14 protein-coding genes are annotated in these 16,462 nt (G+C 74.3%); 9 read left to right on the top strand and 5 right to left on the bottom strand.

Annotated elements, in window-relative coordinates; genetic code table 11:
• Positions 1-47: 47 nt before the first annotated feature.
• Positions 48-548: a PPOX class F420-dependent oxidoreductase gene (locus tag EV378_RS03685; RefSeq protein ID WP_132421324.1), complete on the bottom strand. Its 501-nt coding sequence runs from the start codon at positions 546-548 to the stop codon at positions 48-50.
• A 57-nt stretch (positions 549-605) separates the two neighbouring features.
• Here EV378_RS03685 and EV378_RS03680 point away from each other — a divergent pair, with 57 nt between their 5' ends.
• From EV378_RS03680 to EV378_RS03665, 4 genes are all read left to right on the top strand, one after another.
• The gene (locus tag EV378_RS03680) at positions 606-1,034 is read left to right on the top strand and encodes an HIT family protein (protein WP_132421323.1); all 429 of its coding nucleotides are present in this window, start codon (positions 606-608) and stop codon (positions 1,032-1,034) included.
• Positions 1,035-1,056: 22 nt separating this feature from the next.
• Complete coding sequence (locus EV378_RS03675; protein ID WP_132421322.1) at positions 1,057-1,674, top strand: histidine phosphatase family protein; 618 nt, start codon at positions 1,057-1,059, stop codon at positions 1,672-1,674.
• Between the two features lie 104 nt (positions 1,675-1,778).
• A complete protein-coding gene (locus EV378_RS03670) occupies positions 1,779-3,050 on the top strand; it encodes an MFS transporter (protein ID WP_165922127.1) in 1,272 nt (423 codons plus the stop codon).
• Positions 3,051-3,243: 193 nt separating this feature from the next.
• Entirely contained in the window at positions 3,244-4,557 is a 1,314-nt protein-coding gene (locus tag EV378_RS03665; RefSeq protein ID WP_132421320.1) for a GGDEF domain-containing protein, read from the top strand.
• A gap of 9 nt (positions 4,558-4,566) precedes the next feature.
• On the opposite strand, the gene EV378_RS03660 is transcribed toward EV378_RS03665, so the two are convergent.
• Entirely contained in the window at positions 4,567-5,910 is a 1,344-nt protein-coding gene (locus tag EV378_RS03660) for a GGDEF domain-containing protein (RefSeq protein ID WP_132421319.1), read from the bottom strand.
• A gap of 668 nt (positions 5,911-6,578) precedes the next feature.
• Between EV378_RS03660 and dxs the strand changes: the two genes are divergently transcribed.
• The 3 genes from dxs to EV378_RS03645 are packed head-to-tail and all read left to right on the top strand — an operon-like array spanning position 6,579 to position 10,404.
• Positions 6,579-8,546 (top strand): 1-deoxy-D-xylulose-5-phosphate synthase, encoded by a 1,968-nt coding sequence (gene dxs, locus EV378_RS03655; protein ID WP_132421318.1) that lies wholly within the window; start codon positions 6,579-6,581, stop codon positions 8,544-8,546.
• The gene (locus EV378_RS03650) at positions 8,546-9,211 is read left to right on the top strand and encodes a response regulator transcription factor (protein ID WP_132421317.1); all 666 of its coding nucleotides are present in this window, start codon (positions 8,546-8,548) and stop codon (positions 9,209-9,211) included. Before dxs ends, EV378_RS03650 begins: the two co-directional genes overlap by 1 nt.
• 11 nt (positions 9,212-9,222) lie before the next feature.
• Entirely contained in the window at positions 9,223-10,404 is a 1,182-nt protein-coding gene (locus tag EV378_RS03645) for a sensor histidine kinase (RefSeq protein ID WP_132421316.1), read from the top strand.
• Here EV378_RS03645 and EV378_RS03640 read toward each other — a convergent pair.
• The 3 genes from EV378_RS03640 to EV378_RS03630 all read right to left on the bottom strand — a co-directional run bounded on the left by EV378_RS03640 (position 10,346) and on the right by EV378_RS03630 (position 13,151).
• Positions 10,346-11,593 (bottom strand): HRDC domain-containing protein, encoded by a 1,248-nt coding sequence (locus tag EV378_RS03640; protein ID WP_132421315.1) that lies wholly within the window; start codon positions 11,591-11,593, stop codon positions 10,346-10,348. The genes EV378_RS03645 and EV378_RS03640 overlap by 59 nt on opposite strands.
• Positions 11,590-12,243 (bottom strand): LuxR C-terminal-related transcriptional regulator, encoded by a 654-nt coding sequence (locus EV378_RS03635; protein WP_165922347.1) that lies wholly within the window; start codon positions 12,241-12,243, stop codon positions 11,590-11,592. Before EV378_RS03635 ends, EV378_RS03640 begins: the two co-directional genes overlap by 4 nt.
• 314 nt (positions 12,244-12,557) lie before the next feature.
• Positions 12,558-13,151, bottom strand: coding sequence for a DUF3000 domain-containing protein (locus EV378_RS03630; protein WP_132421314.1), 594 nt, complete (start codon positions 13,149-13,151; stop codon positions 12,558-12,560).
• Between the two features lie 95 nt (positions 13,152-13,246).
• On the opposite strand from EV378_RS03630, the gene hemE reads away from it, so the two are divergent.
• Together hemE and hemG are read left to right on the top strand one after the other, a co-directional pair.
• Positions 13,247-14,335 carry a uroporphyrinogen decarboxylase gene (gene hemE, locus EV378_RS03625; protein WP_132421313.1) on the top strand — a complete coding sequence of 363 codons (1,089 nt, stop codon included), beginning with the start codon at positions 13,247-13,249 and terminating at the stop codon, positions 14,333-14,335.
• The gene (hemG, locus tag EV378_RS03620; RefSeq protein WP_132421312.1) at positions 14,332-16,056 is read left to right on the top strand and encodes a protoporphyrinogen oxidase; all 1,725 of its coding nucleotides are present in this window, start codon (positions 14,332-14,334) and stop codon (positions 16,054-16,056) included. Before hemE ends, hemG begins: the two co-directional genes overlap by 4 nt.
• Positions 16,057-16,462: the final 406 nt, after the last annotated feature.

Below are 16,462 nucleotides of genomic sequence, written 5' to 3'. Positions count from 1 at the left end.
GCCCAGTATGGAGGGGGGCACCGACAGCCGTCGGGGCGCCGGGTCGCTCAGGTGTCCGCGAGCCGCGGCGGGAACCCGCCGGTGGCGATCGGGCTCCAGCGGGTCGGGGTGATCCGGATCAGGGCCTTTCCCTGGTCACGCATGGCCTGGCGGTACTCGTCCCAGTCCGAGTGCTCGCCGGAGATCGCCCGGAAGTAGTCCACGAGCGGCTCCAGCGCGTCCGGGAGTGTGAGGAGTTCCGCATCGCCGTCGACCTGGACCCAGGCCCCGTTGAACTCGTCGGAGAGCACGACGACGGACGCTTGCGCTGTCCCCGCCCCGCCGGCTGCCGACCCCCTGCCCGCCCGGGCGACGTTCCGCGCTTTCGCGCGCTCCGGGTAGGTGGCGATCACGATCCGGCCGTCGTCGTCCACCCCACCGGTGACCGGGGAGCCCTGCACACCGCCGTCGGAGCGCGTGGTGAGCAGGACCATGTGGTGGCGGTGGCGCAGGAACTCGGTCAGCTCGTCGCGGCCGACGGAGGTGTTCGTGGCGATCGTGCGAGGCATGGTCGAAGCCTAGGATCCCCGCGTGTCCGCTGCCCGCCCACGCTAGGGTCCATGACGATGAGCAGCGTCTTCACGAAGATCATCGACGGTGAGCTGCCGGGCCGGTTCGTCTGGTCCGACGAGCACTGCGTCGGCTTCCTCTCGATCAACCCGCTCGGTCCGGGGCACACGCTGGTGGTCCCGCGCGCCGAGATCGACCAGTGGCTGGACGCACCGCCCGCGCTGGTGGAGCACCTGACCCGGGTCGCGCACGCGATCGGCGTCGCGGTCCGCGATATCTGGGCGCCGCCGCGGGTGGGGCTGATGGTCGCCGGGTTCGAGGTGCCGCACCTGCACGTGCACGTGTTCCCGGCGCCGGACATGACCGCGTTCGACTTCGCGAACGCGGCCGCGTCGGTCGACGGTGCGGAGCAGGACGGGTACGCAGAGCGTCTGCGGGAGACGTTGCGCGGCGCCGGGCACGGCGCGTCCGTCCCGGCGGCGTGAGGAGCACGGGCGGGGTCCCTCCGTGCTGCTGATCCTCGTCCGGCACGCCGAACCGGAACGGCTCGTCGACGCCCCGGACGGCCGGGCCGATCCCGGCCTGACCACGCGCGGTGGGGAACAGGCCGTGCGGCTGGTCGACGCGTTGGACGGCGTGGCGATCGACGCGCTGGTCACCAGCTCGATGCGGCGGGCGAAGGACACGGCGGCCCCGCTCGCGGCGGCGCGGGGGGTCGAGCCGGACGTGGTCGACGACCTGCGGGAGTACGACGCCGACCGGGACTCCTACGTGCCGGTGTCCGCGATGGCCGCCGAGCGGCCCGACGACTGGGAACGGATGCGGGCCGGGCACCTGCCCGCGCACGTGGACGCGGAGGCGTTCACCGCCCGCGCGGTGGCCGCCGTCGACGGCGTCGTCGCGGCACACCCCGGGCACGCCACGGCCGTCGTCGTCGCGCACGCCGGCGTCGTCAACGCCTACCTCTCCGCCGCGCTCGGGATCCCGGTGCCGTTGCCGTTCCCGCTGGACTACGTCGGCGTGACCCGGGTGCTGTGCAGCCGCTCCGGCCGGCGACGGGTGCGCACCGTCAACGAGGTCGCGCACGTCGCGGACCTGCTCGGCGACGGACCCCCGGCCGGGTGATGACCTCGACGGACGCACCCGCTCGCCGCCGCCGGGAGCCCGTTGGTCCGACCGTCCGGCCGCCGGACATGACGTTCCGCGCCCGAGTACCTACCCTCGGTAGGATGGGGCGCGTCCAGCAGGGGACCGGCTCTCCGCGTCTGACCGCGGTGTTCCGGGTGGCGGAGTTCCGCGCACTCTGGTTCGCGGAGGTCCTCTCGGTGGCGGGCGACCAGCTCGCGCGGCTCGCGCTGACCGTCGTCGTCCTGCAGCGCACCGGGTCACCGGCATGGTCGGCCGTGGTCTACGCGCTCACCTTCCTCCCCGCTCTGGCCGGCGGGCTGCTGCTGGGCCCGCTGGCCGACCGGTTCCCGCGGCGCACCGTCATGGTGGTCGCGGACCTGGTGCGGCTCGGCATGGTCGCCGTGATGGCCGTCCCCGGCGTCCCGCTGTGGGTGCTCGCGACGCTCGTCGTGCTCGTCGTGCTGGCCGGTGCCCCGCACACGGCGGCGCAGGGCGCCCTGCTGCCGGACGTGCTCGACGGCGACCTGCTGCAGCGCGGGATCGCCGTCCGCCAGATCACCGGGCAGGTGGCCCAGGTGGCCGGGTTCGCGGTCGGCGGGCTCGTCGTCGCCGTGCTCACCCCGTCCGCCGCGCTGCTGATCGACGCCGCGACGTTCGGCCTGTCGGCGCTCGTCGTCGGCACGCTCGTGCGGCGCGGCGAGCCGTCGCGCGCGGACGCCGGGCCCGCATCCGGTTCCCCGACGGCCGGCGCGCACGGCGTGCGGGCAGGGCTCCGGCTCGTCCTGCGCCATCCGCGCAGGCGCTACCTCGTCTGCATCGCGTGGCTCGTCGGGATCTTCGTGCTGCCCGAGGCGCTGGCCGCGTCGTACGCGCAGGCCATCGGGGTGGGCGCGGTCGGAACCGGGATCCTGATGTCCGCCGACCCGGTCGGTAGCGTCGTCGGGGCGCTGCTGTTCGCCCGGCTCGTCCCGGTCGCGTGGCGGGACCGGGCGCTCGTGCCGCTCGCCGTAGGGGCCGCGGTGCCGTTGCTGGTCGCGCCGCTGACCGCGACGCTCCCGGCCTCGTTCGCGCTGTGGGCCGTGTCCGGCGCGTGCGCGACGGCCGCACTCGTCCAGGCGCAGGCCGGGTTCGTGCGGGCCACCCCCGCCGACGTCCGCGGAACCGCGACCGGCGTGGCCGCGTCCGGCCTGGTCGCGGCACAGGGCGTCGCGATCCTGCTGGGCGGACTCGTCGCGGAACGCACGAGCCCGCCGGTCGCGCTCGCCGCCTGCGGCGCGGGTGGTCTGCTGCTCGCGTGTGGCGTCCTGCTCCTGGCACGGACGCGTGGGGCCACGGGGACGTCCGCTCCTCCGGCGAGCGGTGTACCGGCGTGACAGGGTCGGGTCACCAGCCTCGGTTGCGCACGGCGACACCTCCGTTCCGGACGTCGGGTTTCAGGCACGGTTCTCACCAGCCGCGATTGCGCACGACGACACCTCACTCTCCGGTCACGCGGAGCGATCGAGCGTTTACTATTGTACCCGGTGGTGTGACAGATGGTAGTTGCATCGTCACGGAGAGACTCAGGTGACCGACACGCCGACGACCGGCGACGACGGCACCCCGGTGATCCCCCGGCGCCGGCGCGGCCCGCGCAGCTGGCCGGTGTGGTCGCAGCCCGGCCGGATCATCGCGTTGCTCTCCGTGGTCGAGCTGGCGGCGGCCGGCCTGTCCGTCGTCGGGCTCGTCACGGAACCGCCGGCGGCCGCGGTCTGGCTCGGCGCGCTCGGGCTGGCGTTCCTCGGTGTGGTGCACACCGAGCTCGCCACCGGCATCGAGCGGGTCCGGCGCCGGGTCGCGCACAGCTCGTACTTCGACCTCAGCTCCGTCTGGACGTTCGCCGGGGCGGTCCTGCTCCCGCCGGCCGCGGCGTCCCTCGTGGTGGTCGTCATCTACGCGCACCTGTGGGCGCGCGTGTGGCGGCCCGCCGGCGCGCCGCTGTACCGGCACGTCTACACGACGGCGACGGTCGTGCTGGCCTGCCAGGCCGCGGGCGCGCTCGTCGACCCGGAGCGCCTGACGGCCCTGCGCGACTACGGGATGCTCGCGCTGGCGATGGTCGTCTACGTGCTGGTGAACCAGTTGCTCGTGACGCTGGCGCTGGGGCTGACGGCGGACCGCCGTACGAGCTGGTCCGATCTGGTCGGGGACTGGGACGACCACATCCTGGAGGGCGCGACGCTGTGCCTCGGCGTGCTGGCGTCGGTCGTCGTGCTCCGGCAGCCCGCGCTCGTCCTGCTCGTGCTCCCACCGCTGCTCGTGCTGCACCGCGCCGTGCTGATCCGCCAGCTCGAGGAGCGGGCGGACACCGACGCCAAGACCGGGCTGCTGACGTCGTCGGCGTGGCGGGGGAGGGCGAACCGGGCGCTGCAGCGGGCCGCGCGGACGCGGACGTCGGTGGCCGTCCTGATCCTCGACCTCGACCACTTCAAGACCGTCAACGACAACCACGGCCACCTGGCGGGGGACGAGGTCCTCAGCGCGGTGGCGGGCACGTTGCTCCGCGAGGTCCGCGACGGGGACCTCGTCGGCCGGTTCGGCGGCGAGGAGTTCGTCGTACTGCTCGGCGGCCTCCCGCTCGCCGAGGCCGGGCGGGTGCAGTCGCACGCGGCCGCGGAACGGATCCGGCGCACCGTGCGGATGCTCGAGGTGGAGATCGACACCCCGGCGGGCCCGCTGCGGATCGGTGACCTCAGCGTGTCGGTCGGAGCGGCGCTGTCCGAGAGCGACGGCCACACGGTCGACGAGCTGATGCAGGTCGCGGACTTCGCGCTGTACGCGGCCAAGAGGGCGGGCCGGAACCAGGTCCGGATCGGCCGCCCCGGCCGCCCTGCCCCCTGACGCGTCCGCTCAGCCGGCCAGCGGGTCGCCGCCAGGGCTCTCGTCGCGACTGCGGGCCAGGTCCGGGCCGACGCGCACGGTGTCCCGCCCGGCCCGCTTGGCCGCGTAGAGGGCGGCGTCGGCCGTGGCGACGAGCGTCGTGAGCGAGTGCCCGTCGCTCGGGAACACGGCGCCCCCGACGGACACCGTGACGCCCTCGATCGTCGCGTCGGAGCCGTCCACGGCCGAGGAGCTGACCCGCAGCTCGCGCACGCGCCGCCGGATCCGGTCGCCGATCCGTCCGACCTCGACCGCGGCGTCCTCCGGCGTCTGGTCCGTGTCGGCGAGCCGGGAGAGGAGCACCACGAACTCCTCGCCGCCGAACCGGCCGACCAGATCGTGATCGCGCACTTCCTCGCGCAGTGTGTTCGCGACCACTCGGAGAACCTCGTCGCCCGCGAGGTGCCCGTGCCGGTCGTTGACAATCTTGAAATGGTCGAGATCGAGGACCAGTACGCCTGCCGTGGTTTCCGACCGCTCCGCCGCACGCAGGGCGGACCGCGATTGCGAGTGCCACGCGGCGGAATTCAGCAGGCCCGTCTTCGCGTCGGTGTCCGCGCGTTCCTGGAGCTTCTTGACCAGAATTGTCCGGTGCAGGACAAGAATTGGCGGTATGACGAGCAACACGGCCAGCGGCGTGGTCGTGGTCAGTGCCGCCGCGACGAGCGCGCCGAGTGACAGCGTGGCGATCTCCAGGATCACCTCGTCGCCGGATCCGAGCACACGCAGGATCCGCACGTTCGGACTGGCCATCGCGACGACGCCGAGCACCAGGCAGGTGTTCACGACCGTGTACGCGAGCAGCGCCAGCAGCAGGGCGAACGTGCCGCCGACCGTGCCGTAGAGCTGGCCGGGCGCGGTGAGCAGGAGGACCACCCCGGCCGCGTGCACGGCGATCACGACCGTGGCGGCGCTGTAGACCTGCTTGTAGGCCGGGATGCCGGTCGGGCGCTGCACCCTCGCGAACAGGTACGCGTAGATCACCACGACGGCGGCCGACGCGAGCACGGGCGGCAGCAGCAGGGCCCCGGCGAACGTCCAGACCGAGTTGAGGTCGACGTGGTGGCTCTCCTGGGATCCCCGCCGGATCCGCTCCACCCCGAGCACGGCCTCGACGTGCAGCACCGCCGCCCCGCACAGCAGCAGGCCGGCCTGGGCGTCCGTCCAGGTCACCGGCACGAGGCTGAGCGCGTCGGCGGTGACGAGACCGATCGCGAGCAACTCCACGACCAGGACGGAGAGCAGTAGACGGGGAGGTATCGCCCACACGGGCCAGCGGGTGACGTGCCGTAGCGACGCTCGGGGGGACTGCATCGGTGCGCGCCCCTCCTCCTCACGCCGTCGCCGACCGCGGCCCCGGCGGTGCGGTTCACCGAGATGCTAGCCGCGATGTGGCTCGGCGTGACCGTCCACCCGGCCGGTCACGGATCCCAGCCGGGTCCGACCGGAGGCCGGCTCCGATGGAGCAATGGCGTTTCACCGCGTGTGGTCAAAACGACGAGAATTCGATCCTCGCGCGTTCTGGGCCATCGGTGTCACGGCCGTTGATTTGACCATGGGTCGTCCGGGCCGAAATTTATAATGTACGCGTACCCGGGATCAGCCGATCCGATGGTCGGCCGGCCTTCTCTGCGTCCCGATATCGAAAAGGGGAGAGCCCGTGCGCAACTGGACCTGGTAATTCGATCATGCCGTCCGGAGACCACATCACACGAAGGAGACGACGTGCGCAACTGGACCTGGTGACCGCACCACGACCTCGGAGATCGCGACCTCGAAAGGAGATCGTCGTGCGCAACTGGACCTGGTGACGACGCCCACCACCCCTACCACTACGCCTCCGCGCACGGAGGTGACCGACTGCGGTCACCTCCGTGCGGGTGGACTCCCCGTCGCGCCACGCGGCCGCTCCGTAGAGTGGGACCGGGCCCGACAGCGAGCCGGCAGGCCCTGCGGCGGCGCCGGCGGTGAGGAGGCGATCCGTGTCCACGACCCGCGGCCTGGCGGCCGTCCGGCGTCCGGCCGACCTGCGCGGCCTCGACCGTGCCGAGATCGACAAGCTGGCTGCGGAGATCCGCGGCTTCCTGATCAGGGCGGTGTCCCGGACCGGTGGCCATCTCGGCCCGAACCTCGGGGTGGTCGAGCTGACCATCGCTCTGCACCGTGTGTTCGACTCGCCGCGGGACACCCTGATCTGGGACACCGGCCACCAGGCGTACGTGCACAAGCTGCTCACCGGACGGCACACCGGCTGGGACGAGCTGAAGAAGACCGGCGGGCTGTCCGGCTACCCGAGCCGCGCCGAGAGCGAGCACGACCACGTCGAGTCCAGCCACGCGTCGTCGTCGCTGTCCTGGGCCGACGGCATCGCCCGCGCCCAGTCGCTGACCGGTCGGAACCGGCACGTCGTCGCCGTGATCGGGGACGGCGCGCTGACCGGCGGCATGGCGTGGGAGGCGCTGAACAACATCGCGGCCGCCCAGGACCGCAACGTCGTGATCGTCGTCAACGACAACGGCCGCTCCTACTCCCCGACGATCGGCGGGCTGGCCGACCGGCTCGCGTCGCTGCGCCTGCAGCCCGGCTACGAGAAGGTGCTCGAGGCCGGCAAGCACACGCTGCGTGGCACCCCGGTCGTCGGGCACGCGCTCTACGCCGGCCTGCACGCGCTCAAGGTGGGCGTCAAGGACGCCGTCAGCCCGCAGGAGCTGTTCTCCGACCTGGGGCTCAAGTACTTCGGACCGGTCGACGGGCACGACGTCGCGGCCATGGAGTCGGCGCTCGCGCGGGCCAAGCGGTTCGGCGGGCCGGTGATCGTGCACGCGGTGACGAAGAAGGGGCACGGCTACCCGCCCGCGGAGAACGACGAGGCCGACCAGATGCACGGCCCCGGGGCGTTCGACCCGGAGACCGGCGCCCCGACGAAGGCCCCGTCGACCGGCTGGACCGACGTGTTCGCCGAGGAGATGGTCGAGCTCGGGAACCGGCGCGCGGACGTCGTCGCGATCACGGCGGCGATGCTCGGGCCGGTCGGGCTGGAGCCGTTCTCCCGCGCCCACCCGGACCGGGTGATCGACGTCGGGATCGCCGAGCAGCACGCGCTGGCCTCGGCGGCCGGCCTCGCCCGTGGCGGGTTGCACCCGGTCGTGGCGCTGTACTCGACGTTCCTCAACCGTGCGTTCGACCAGCTGCTGATGGACGTCGGCCTGCACCGCGAGGCCGTCACGCTGGTGCTGGACCGCTCCGGCGTGACCGGCAACGACGGCCCGTCGCACAACGGGATGTGGGACCTGTCGATCCTCGGCATGGTGCCCGGCCTGCGCGTCGCCGCGCCGCGCGACGAGGAGACGATGCGCGAGGAGCTGGCCGAGGCCGTCGCCGTCTCCGACGGTCCGACGGCGCTGCGCTACCCGAAGGGCTCGGTGATCGCCTCGGTGCCCGCGGTGCGCCGTGTCGGCCCGGTGGACGTGCTGCACGAGCCACAGGACGGCCGTTCGCAGGTGCTGCTGGCGTGCGTCGGCGCGTTCGGCGAGCTCGGCGTCGCCGTGGCCCGGCGGCTGGCCGACCAGGGCGTCGACGTGACCGTCGTGGACCCGCGCTGGATCCTGCCGGTGCCCGCCGAGCTGACCGCGATGGCGGCGGATTCCGAGCTCGTCGTGACGGTGTCCGACTGCGGGCGGCACGGCGGCTTCGGCTCCGCACTGTCCGACGCGCTGCGTGCCGCGGAGATCGACGTCCGCCAGCGCGACCTGGCGCTGCCGCAGCAGTACCTGGACCACGGCAGCCGCGACGACGTGCTGGCCGCGGCGGGGCTGACCGAGCAGGACATCGCGCGCCGGGTCACCGAGTGGGCTGCCGCGGTCGCGCCGCCGGTGCCGCAGATCCCGGCCGACTCCGCGGACTCCACCGAGAACCCCGCCGACCGGGCCGGCCGGGAGCAGACGCGCTGATGCGGGTGATCGTCGTCGAGGACGAGGTCGCGATGGCCGACGCCGTCGCCCGCGGCCTGCGCCGCGACGGGATGGCCGTCGACGTCGCCTACGACGGCGACTCGGGCTCGGAGAAGCTGTCGTTCACGCGCTACGACGTGGCCGTCCTCGACCGTGACCTGCCCGGCCGCTCCGGCGACGAGCTCTGCGACGAGGTGCTCGCCGCGGGCGCGACGACGCGCGTGCTGATGCTGACCGCCAGCAGCACGCTCGCGGACAAGGTGGACGGCCTGTCCCGCGGGGCCGACGACTACCTGGCCAAGCCGTTCGACTTCCCGGAGCTGGTCGCCCGCGTCCGCGCACTCGGGCGCAGGGCCACGCCCGCGACGCCACCGACGCTCGTCGCGGACGGCGTGCGGGTGGACCCGGCACGGCGCACCGTGGACCGCGACGGCCGGCCGGTGGACCTCACGCGCAAGGAGTTCGGCGTCCTGGAGGTCCTGATGAGCGCGGGCGGCGCCGTGGTCAGCAGCGAGGAGCTGCTGGAACGGGTGTGGGACGAGAACGCCGACCCGTTCACCACGACCGTGCGGGTCACGGTCATGACGCTGCGCAAGAAGCTCGGGGACCCCGGCGTGATCGAGACCGTGGTGGGGGCCGGGTACCGGGTGCCGGGCGCGGGCTGACCGGGCTGATCATGGGACTGCGTCCCCGCCTCACGCTGCTGGCGACGGCGCTGGTGGCGCTCGTCAGCGGGTTGCTGCTGTGGCTCGGGTGGGCGCTCGTCGGGACCGTGGTGGTCGGGACGCCGGGGCTGCCGCCGGGGGCGACCGTCGTCGTCGGCGGGGTGGCGGTGCCCGCGGACGTGGCCCGCGACGCGGTCGCCTCGTCGGCCCGCGACCAGGTGCTGCGCGCAGGGCTGGTCGCGTTCCCGCTGGTGGTGCTCGCGGCCGGGATCGTCGCGTGGATCCTCGTCGGCCGGGTGCTCGCGCCGCTGCACCAGGTGATCGCGACGGCCGGGCGGCTGTCCGCGCGCTCCCTGGACGAGCGGCTCGCGCTGGACACAGCGCGCGGCGAGGTGGCGGAGCTCGCCGCCGCGTTCGACGCGATGCTGGACCGCCTGCAGGCCGCGTTCGACGCGCAGAGCCGCTTCGTGGCGAACGCCGGGCACGAGCTGCGGACGCCGCTGGCCGTGCTGCGCACCGAGATCGACGTGACGCTGGAGGACCCGGACGCGGACGTCGCCGAGCTGCGGCGGATGGGCGAGGTGGTGCGCGACGCGGGCAGGCGCTGCGACGAGCTGGTCACCGGCCTGCTGCTGCTCGCACGCACCGAGGCGGCGCTGGCGCCCGGCGAGCGTGGCCCGGTCGATCTGGGGGAGGTGCTGGCCCGCGAGCTGGACGCGCTGTCCGGACCGGTCGTCGACCACGGTCTGTCCGTGCGCGCCGATCCCGCGCCCGCACCGGCGTCCGGCGACGCGACGCTGCTGCGCACGCTCGTCGGCAACCTGCTGGAGAACGCCGTGCTGCACAACCGCGACGGCGGCTGGATCGAGGCGTCCACCGGGTCCGACGGCGGCGGGCCGGTGCTGCGGGTGGCCTCGAGCGGCGCGGAGCTGGACCCGGAGCGCGTCGCCGAGCTGTTCGAGCCGTTCCGGCGCGGCCCGGTCGCGCGCACGGCGCGCACCCGCGGTTCGGGTCTGGGGCTGTCCATCGTGCGGGCGGTGGCGGTCGCGCACGGCGGCACGGTGGAGGGGACGGCGGTACCGGGCGGCGGACTGGACGTACGGGTCCGGTTCGGGCCGCAGGGCGCCGGACGGGTCAGCCCGCCGATGCCTCCGATGCCCCCGGTGCCAGCGCCCGCTCCAGGGCCGGGCTGAGCAGCTCCACCTGCCACGGACGGGCGCCGCCCGCAGCGAGCGCGCCCGCGACGTCACCGTCGGCCGGTGGCTCCCAGCAGATGCGGCGCAACAGGTCCGGCTGCAGCAGGTTCTCGGTCGGCACCGTCCACGCCTCGCCGATCTCCGCGACGGCGGCCCGTGCCGCGGACAGCCGGGTGGCGGCCTCCGGGGACCGGTCGGCCCAGCGGGACACCGGGGGAGGACCGTCGCCGGGCGCCGAGCTGCGGGGCAGCTCGTCGTCGGCCAGCTCGCCCGCCGCGCGCAGGGCGTCGAACCAGTAGCCGCCCAGACGTCGTTGCGCACGGCCGCGGAACACCGGGAGCGCGGTCAGGTCCTCCGCGGAGGCCGGGTTGCGCATCGCGGCGTCCACGATGGCGGCGTCCGGGAGCACCCGGCCGGGCGCGATGTCGCGTTCGGCGGCAAGTGCGTCCCGCGCCTGCCAGAGCGCGCGGACCGCGGCCAGCGGCCGGGGCTTGCGCACCTTGTGGATGCCCGACGTCCGCCGCCACGGCTCGGCGCGCGGTGCGGGCGGCGGAGCCAGCCGGACGGCTTCGAACTCCTGCTCGGCCCACTCGGCCTTTCCCTGCTCGGCGAGCATGGCGGACAACCGGTCCCGCAGCTCGACGAGCACCTCGACGTCGAGCGCGGCGTAGACGAGCCAGTCCTCCGGCAACGGGCGCCGTGACCAGTCCGCGGCGCCGTGACCCTTCTCCAGCGTGAGGCCGAGCAGGTTCTCGACCATCGGGCCGAGCCCGACCCGCGGCAGCCCGGCCAGCCGGCCGGCCAGCTCGGTGTCGAACAGCCGGGCCGGGCGCAGCCCGATCTCGTCGAGGCACGGCAGGTCCTGGGAGGCGGCGTGCAGTACCCACTCCGGGCCGGCGAGCACCTCGGCCAGCGGGGTGAGGTCGCTCAGCGGGATCGGGTCGACGAGCGCGGTCCCAGATCCCTCGCGCCGCAGCTGCACCAGGTAGGCGCGCTGCGAGTAGCGGAAACCGGACGCCCGCTCGGCGTCCACCGCGACCGGTCCCGACCCGCCCGCGACGAGCGCGGCCACACGCGCCAGGGCGTCGTCGGTCTGGGTGACCTCGGGCAGCCCGTCGGCCGGGCGCAGCAGCGGTACCAGCTCGGTATCGGCCTGCCCGGTCCCCCCGACGTCCCCCGTGCTCAGCGAATGACTCCCGCGCGCATGGCGAGAGCGACCATCTGGGCACGGTCACCGGTGCCGAGCTTGCGCCCGATCCGGGACAGGTGGCTCTTCACGGTCAGCGCCGACAGGCTCAGAGCCTCGCCGATCTCCTTGTTGGACTGCCCGTCCGCGACGAGCTGGAGCACCTCGACCTCACGCGCGGACAGCTCGCGCGGCGTGTTGTCGGTGCCCGGAACGCGGGACCCGGTGGCGAGCAGCGGAGCGACCGTCGGGTCGGCGTACACGCCGCCGTCGAGCACCCGCTTCACGCCGTCGGTCACGACGGACGGCGATGCGGACTTCAGCAGGTACGCCTGCGCGCCGGCCTGGAACGCGGACCGCACGGCGTACGGGTCGTCCGAGCTCGCCAGCACGACGAGCCGGTTCCACCCGAGCGAGCGGAGCTCGCTGACCAGGTCGAGACCGCTGCCGTCGGGCAACGTCAGGTCGAGGATCGCGAGATCGCACGGACCGGCGGCGTGGGCGCGTGCCCTGGCCTCGGTGACCGACGCGGCCTCGTGCACGGTGCCGGCCCCCATCGCGCGGAGGCGACCGGCGATGGCCTCACGCAACAGAGGGTGATCATCGACCACCAGTACGGTGAACAACTCTTCCCGCGGGTGCGGGACCATCGACGGCGAGAGCACTGCTCCGCCGACCGGCCCCCCGCTGGTGGCACCCTGCGCCGGTGCGCCCTGGCCTACAACAGCCACGTCCTCAACCTCTCTGGAGTCGGTCGCTAGCCCCCGACCAACACCGGAACCCGGCGGACGGAGAGTGGCGCTCGGCCGCCCGTGGGGGTGTCATGCGGGAGATGGTATCCCTCCATGCGGCCTAACGTCCTGTATCCATTCGAACTTCACCGCCCGAAAGTTACAGCGATGTGGGGTGGATTCCACTCCAGTGGGTGATCGACTCTGTGCGTAGCGCTGTGACCAGCGCGTATTCAGCCCGTCGTTCGGTGGAGTGACGGTACGCCGAGCGGCGGCAGACCCGCCGCCGACGCGACGAGAGCGGCGAACGCCACGGCGTGTCGTGACAGGTCGGCGTCGCTCTCCGTAGGCGACCAGGACGCGCGAAGCTCGACGTCGTCCTCGCGGGGGCCGCCTCCACCGTCACCGAAGCGCACCGAGGCCGTCTGCGTCACCGTTCCGGTGAGTGCCGTGAAGCCCGCCCCGGACGACTCGAGCGCCTCGGTCAGCCAGGACCAGCCGACCTGCGGCAGCATCTCGTCGCCGAGCTGCTCCGGCTCCAGGCGGGCCTGCACGAAGCACACGAGACGGAACTCGCCGTGCCAGGCGTCCTGGCCGTCCGGGTCGTACAGCAGGATCAGGCGGCCGGACGTGTCCGGCTCGTCGAGGTCGTCGGTCCCGTCGCCGCGGTGGCCGATGTCGGCCTCCACGCTCGTCGCCCACGTGTGGGGTGCGAGTCGCGGTGGGGCGTCGAGATCGCGGACGACCAGCTCGGAGCGGGGTTTCACCGCCGCGAGCGACCGCACCGCACGGAGGAACAGCGGCGGTGAGGTGGGCGAATCCGGCACGGGCGGGGACTCTAGGCGTTCGGCTCCTGCACGGTTGTCAGGCGCGCCGGGGCGGCGCGCGTCGGGGTGAACAGGCGTGGGAGACTGTCGACGTCATGGCAGCTCAGAACGGCACGACCGCACCTGCCCCTTCCGTCGCCGACGCTCCCGCGCGTCGCGAGCTGGCCGGGTCGCCGTTCCTGGAGGCCGCGCGCGGGCGCCGGCCGTCGCGCCTGCCGGTGTGGTTCATGCGCCAGGCCGGTCGCTCGCTGCCCGAGTACCGGGCGCTGCGGGCGGGCAGCGGCATGCTGCAGGCCTGCCTGACGCCGGACCTGACCTGCGAGATCACGCTCCAGCCGGTCCGCAGGCACGGGGTGGACGCCGCGATCCTGTTCTCCGACATCGTGGTCCCGCTCCACCTGGCCGGCGTCGGGGTGGACATCGTGCCGGGCACCGGCCCTGTCGTGGACCACCCGGTGCGCACGTCGGCCGACGTGGACGCGCTGCCGGAGCTGACGCCGGACCGGGTCGAGCCGGTGGCCGACGCGATCGGTCTGCTGCTGCCCGAGCTCGACGCCACCCCGTTGATCGGGTTCGCCGGTGCGCCGTTCACGCTGGCCTCCTACCTGATCGAGGGCGGTCCGAGCCGCAACCACGAGCGGACGAAGGCGCTGATGCGCTCCGAGCCGGCCCTGTGGCACCGGCTTCTCGGCCGGCTCGCCGAGCTGACCGGGTTGTTCCTGCGTCGCCAGGTCGAGGCCGGCGTGGACGCCGTGCAGCTGTTCGACTCGTGGGCGGGCGCGCTGTCCGAGCGGGACTACCGGGAGTTCGTGCTGCCGCACTCGGCCGCCGTGCTGGGGTCGCTCGCGGACGCGGGTGTGCCGCGGATCCACTTCGGGGTCGGGACGGCCGAGCTGCTCGGCGCGATGACCTCCGCGGGGGCGGACGTGATCGGCGTCGACTGGCGGACGCCACTGGACGTCGCCGCCGTGCGTGCCGGGGGTGCGACGCCGGTGCAGGGCAACCTCGACCCGGCCGTCCTGTTCGCCGGTCAGGACGCGATCGACGCCGAGGTCGCGCGGATCGCCGCCGAGGGAACCCGCACCGCGGGGCACGTGTTCAACCTCGGGCACGGCGTGCTTCCGGACACCGACCCGGACGTGATCAGCCGCACCGTCGAGACGGTGCACGCCCAGCCGGTATGACGCGGGTCGCGGTCGTCGGCGGCGGGATCTCCGGGCTCGCCGCCGCGCACCGGCTGCGAACGCTCCTCGGGCCGTCGGCGGAGATCGTCGTGCTCGAGCAGCGGGACCGGCTCGGTGGCGTGCTGCGCACGGTCGATCTGGCCGGCGTGCCGTTCGACGTCGGCGCGGAGGCGTTCCTGGCCCGCCGTCCCGAGATGCCCGCGCTGCTCGACGAGCTCGGCCTGGCTTCCGCGATCGTCCACCCGACGGCGGCCACCGCGACGATCCGGGCAGGCAGCCGGACCGTCGGCCTGCCGCGCGGCACGCTGATGGGGGTTCCGGGGGCCGGGGCCACGCTGGACGAGGTCCTGTCCTCCGCCGGGCTCGCCGCCGTCGAGCTGGAGCCCTCGCGCCCGCTGCACTGGGACGCGGGCTCCGACGTCGCCCTCGGCGCGCTGCTGCGCGACCGCTTCGGCGACGAGGTGGCCGACCGGATCGCCGACCCTCTGCTCGGCGGCGTCTACGCCGGAAGGGTCGACGGGCTCGGCGTGCGCGCCACCGTGCCCGCCCTGGCCGCGGCGCTGGACGCGGGTGCTCCGTCGGTCACGGCCGCCGCGACGGCCGGGATGACGACGTCAGGTGCGCCGGGCGGGACGTTGTCCGCAGCTCCGCGCGGCACGGAGGGTCCGTCGGGTGCTGCTCCGCGCGGCACGGAGAGTTCGTCGGGCGGCACACTCGCCGCGAGCCGCTCGTCCGGGTCGTCGGAGGCCGCATCGCGTGCCACGCCGGCGCCGGGCGGGCACACAGGGCCGTCCGGCGGGACACTCGCGGCGGGCCCGCGTCCCGCACCGGGATCGCCCGTCGGGCAACCGGCCGCGGGAGCACACGGGTCCCGTGAGGCGGTGCGCGACGGTCGCGGCGCCGGAGCCCCCGACCGGGAGCACGCCTCCGGAGGTGCCGCACCTCCGCCTGCCGCCGCGGGACCGGTGTTCGGGGCCGTCCGCGGGGGATACCGGGTCGTGCTGGACGCACTGGCTGCGGCCTCCGCGGCGACCGTCCGGACCGGGACGACGGTCCGCTCGCTCGAGCGCACGCCGCACGGCTGGCGGCTGGTCCTCGGCCCGGTCCCCGCACCCGAGACGCTGGACGCCGACGCCGTCGTGCTGGCCGTCCCCGCGCCCGCCGTCCGCCGGCTGCTCGACGGCGTGGTGCCCGCCGGATCGGAGGCGGCGTCCGGGATCGAGCTCGCGTCGTCGGCCGTCGTCGCCCTGGCCTTCCGCGGGACCGACGTCGCCGCGCCGTCGACGTCGGGCTGCCTGATCGCCTCCGACGAGCCGCTGTCGATCAAGGGCCTGACGCACTCGTCGACGAAGTGGACGCACCTCGGCGACGACGGCGTCGTCCGGCTCCGGATGTCGGCGGGCCGCTTCGGCGAGGCGGCCGCGCTGCAGATCGACGACGACGAGCTCGTCGCCCGTGCCCGCGCCGACCTGCGCGAGCTGGACGGCATCGACGCCGAGCCCGTCGACGTGCACGTTCGACGCTGGGGCGGCGGGCTGCCGCAGTACGCCGTCGGACATCTGGACCGTGTGGCCGCGCTGGAGTCGGCCGTGGCGGGGGAGGCGGGCCTGGCCGTCGCCGGGGCCGCTCTGCACGGTGTCGGCGTCCCGGCCTGCGTCGGCACGGCCCGCGCGGCCGCCGAACGGGTCGCGGCGGGCCTGACCGCCGGCCGGCGGGCCTGACGGGCTCGGCCACCCGGCCTGGCATCTGATCACTCGTGCCGGCCGGCGTCGATCGCGGCCGTCAACGGCCGTCAGCGGCCGTCAGCGGCGCCGATCCGTGCCCGACTGACGATCTCGACGCGGCTCGGCGGCCATGATCGGTGGCTCCGGGGATGTCGGCCGTGGGTGGCCGCGATCCGCCCGAGTCGCCGATCATGCTGTGCCGGACCGCTGTCAGCGGTCGGGCCCGACGTCGGCCGGCCCACTGCGGGGTCGGCAGCGGACAGCCGGCCTGGCGCCCGTTGTGGTGATCGGCGATCTGGTGCCGGTCCCGGCCACCGGTAGCGGCGTTCCCTACCGGAGCACCGATCTTCCCGGTGGCCACCGGCCACCGGCCATGATCGGCGGATTGGTCGTGATCGTGGGC

The sequence above is a fragment of the Pseudonocardia endophytica genome (genome assembly GCF_004339565.1).
Lineage (GTDB): Bacteria > Actinomycetota > Actinomycetes > Mycobacteriales > Pseudonocardiaceae > Pseudonocardia > Pseudonocardia endophytica.
Note: the sequence above shows the minus strand (reverse complement) of the source record. Positions and strands in the feature narration are given on the sequence as shown.

Coding starts and splice junctions, on each gene's coding strand:
- EV378_RS03680 (WP_132421323.1), top strand. CDS start 606: ATGAGCAGCGTCTTCACGAAGATCATCGACGGTGAGCTGCCGGGCCGG.
- EV378_RS03670 (WP_165922127.1), top strand. CDS start 1,779: ATGGGGCGCGTCCAGCAGGGGACCGGCTCTCCGCGTCTGACCGCGGTG.
- EV378_RS03660 (WP_132421319.1), bottom strand. CDS start 5,910: ATGCAGTCCCCCCGAGCGTCGCTACGGCACGTCACCCGCTGGCCCGTG.
- EV378_RS03635 (WP_165922347.1), bottom strand. CDS start 12,243: ATGGTCCCGCACCCGCGGGAAGAGTTGTTCACCGTACTGGTGGTCGAT.
- EV378_RS03650 (WP_132421317.1), top strand. CDS start 8,546: ATGCGGGTGATCGTCGTCGAGGACGAGGTCGCGATGGCCGACGCCGTC.
- EV378_RS03645 (WP_132421316.1), top strand. CDS start 9,223: ATGGGACTGCGTCCCCGCCTCACGCTGCTGGCGACGGCGCTGGTGGCG.
- EV378_RS03685 (WP_132421324.1), bottom strand. CDS start 548: ATGCCTCGCACGATCGCCACGAACACCTCCGTCGGCCGCGACGAGCTG.
- hemE (WP_132421313.1), top strand. CDS start 13,247: ATGGCAGCTCAGAACGGCACGACCGCACCTGCCCCTTCCGTCGCCGAC.
- hemG (WP_132421312.1), top strand. CDS start 14,332: ATGACGCGGGTCGCGGTCGTCGGCGGCGGGATCTCCGGGCTCGCCGCC.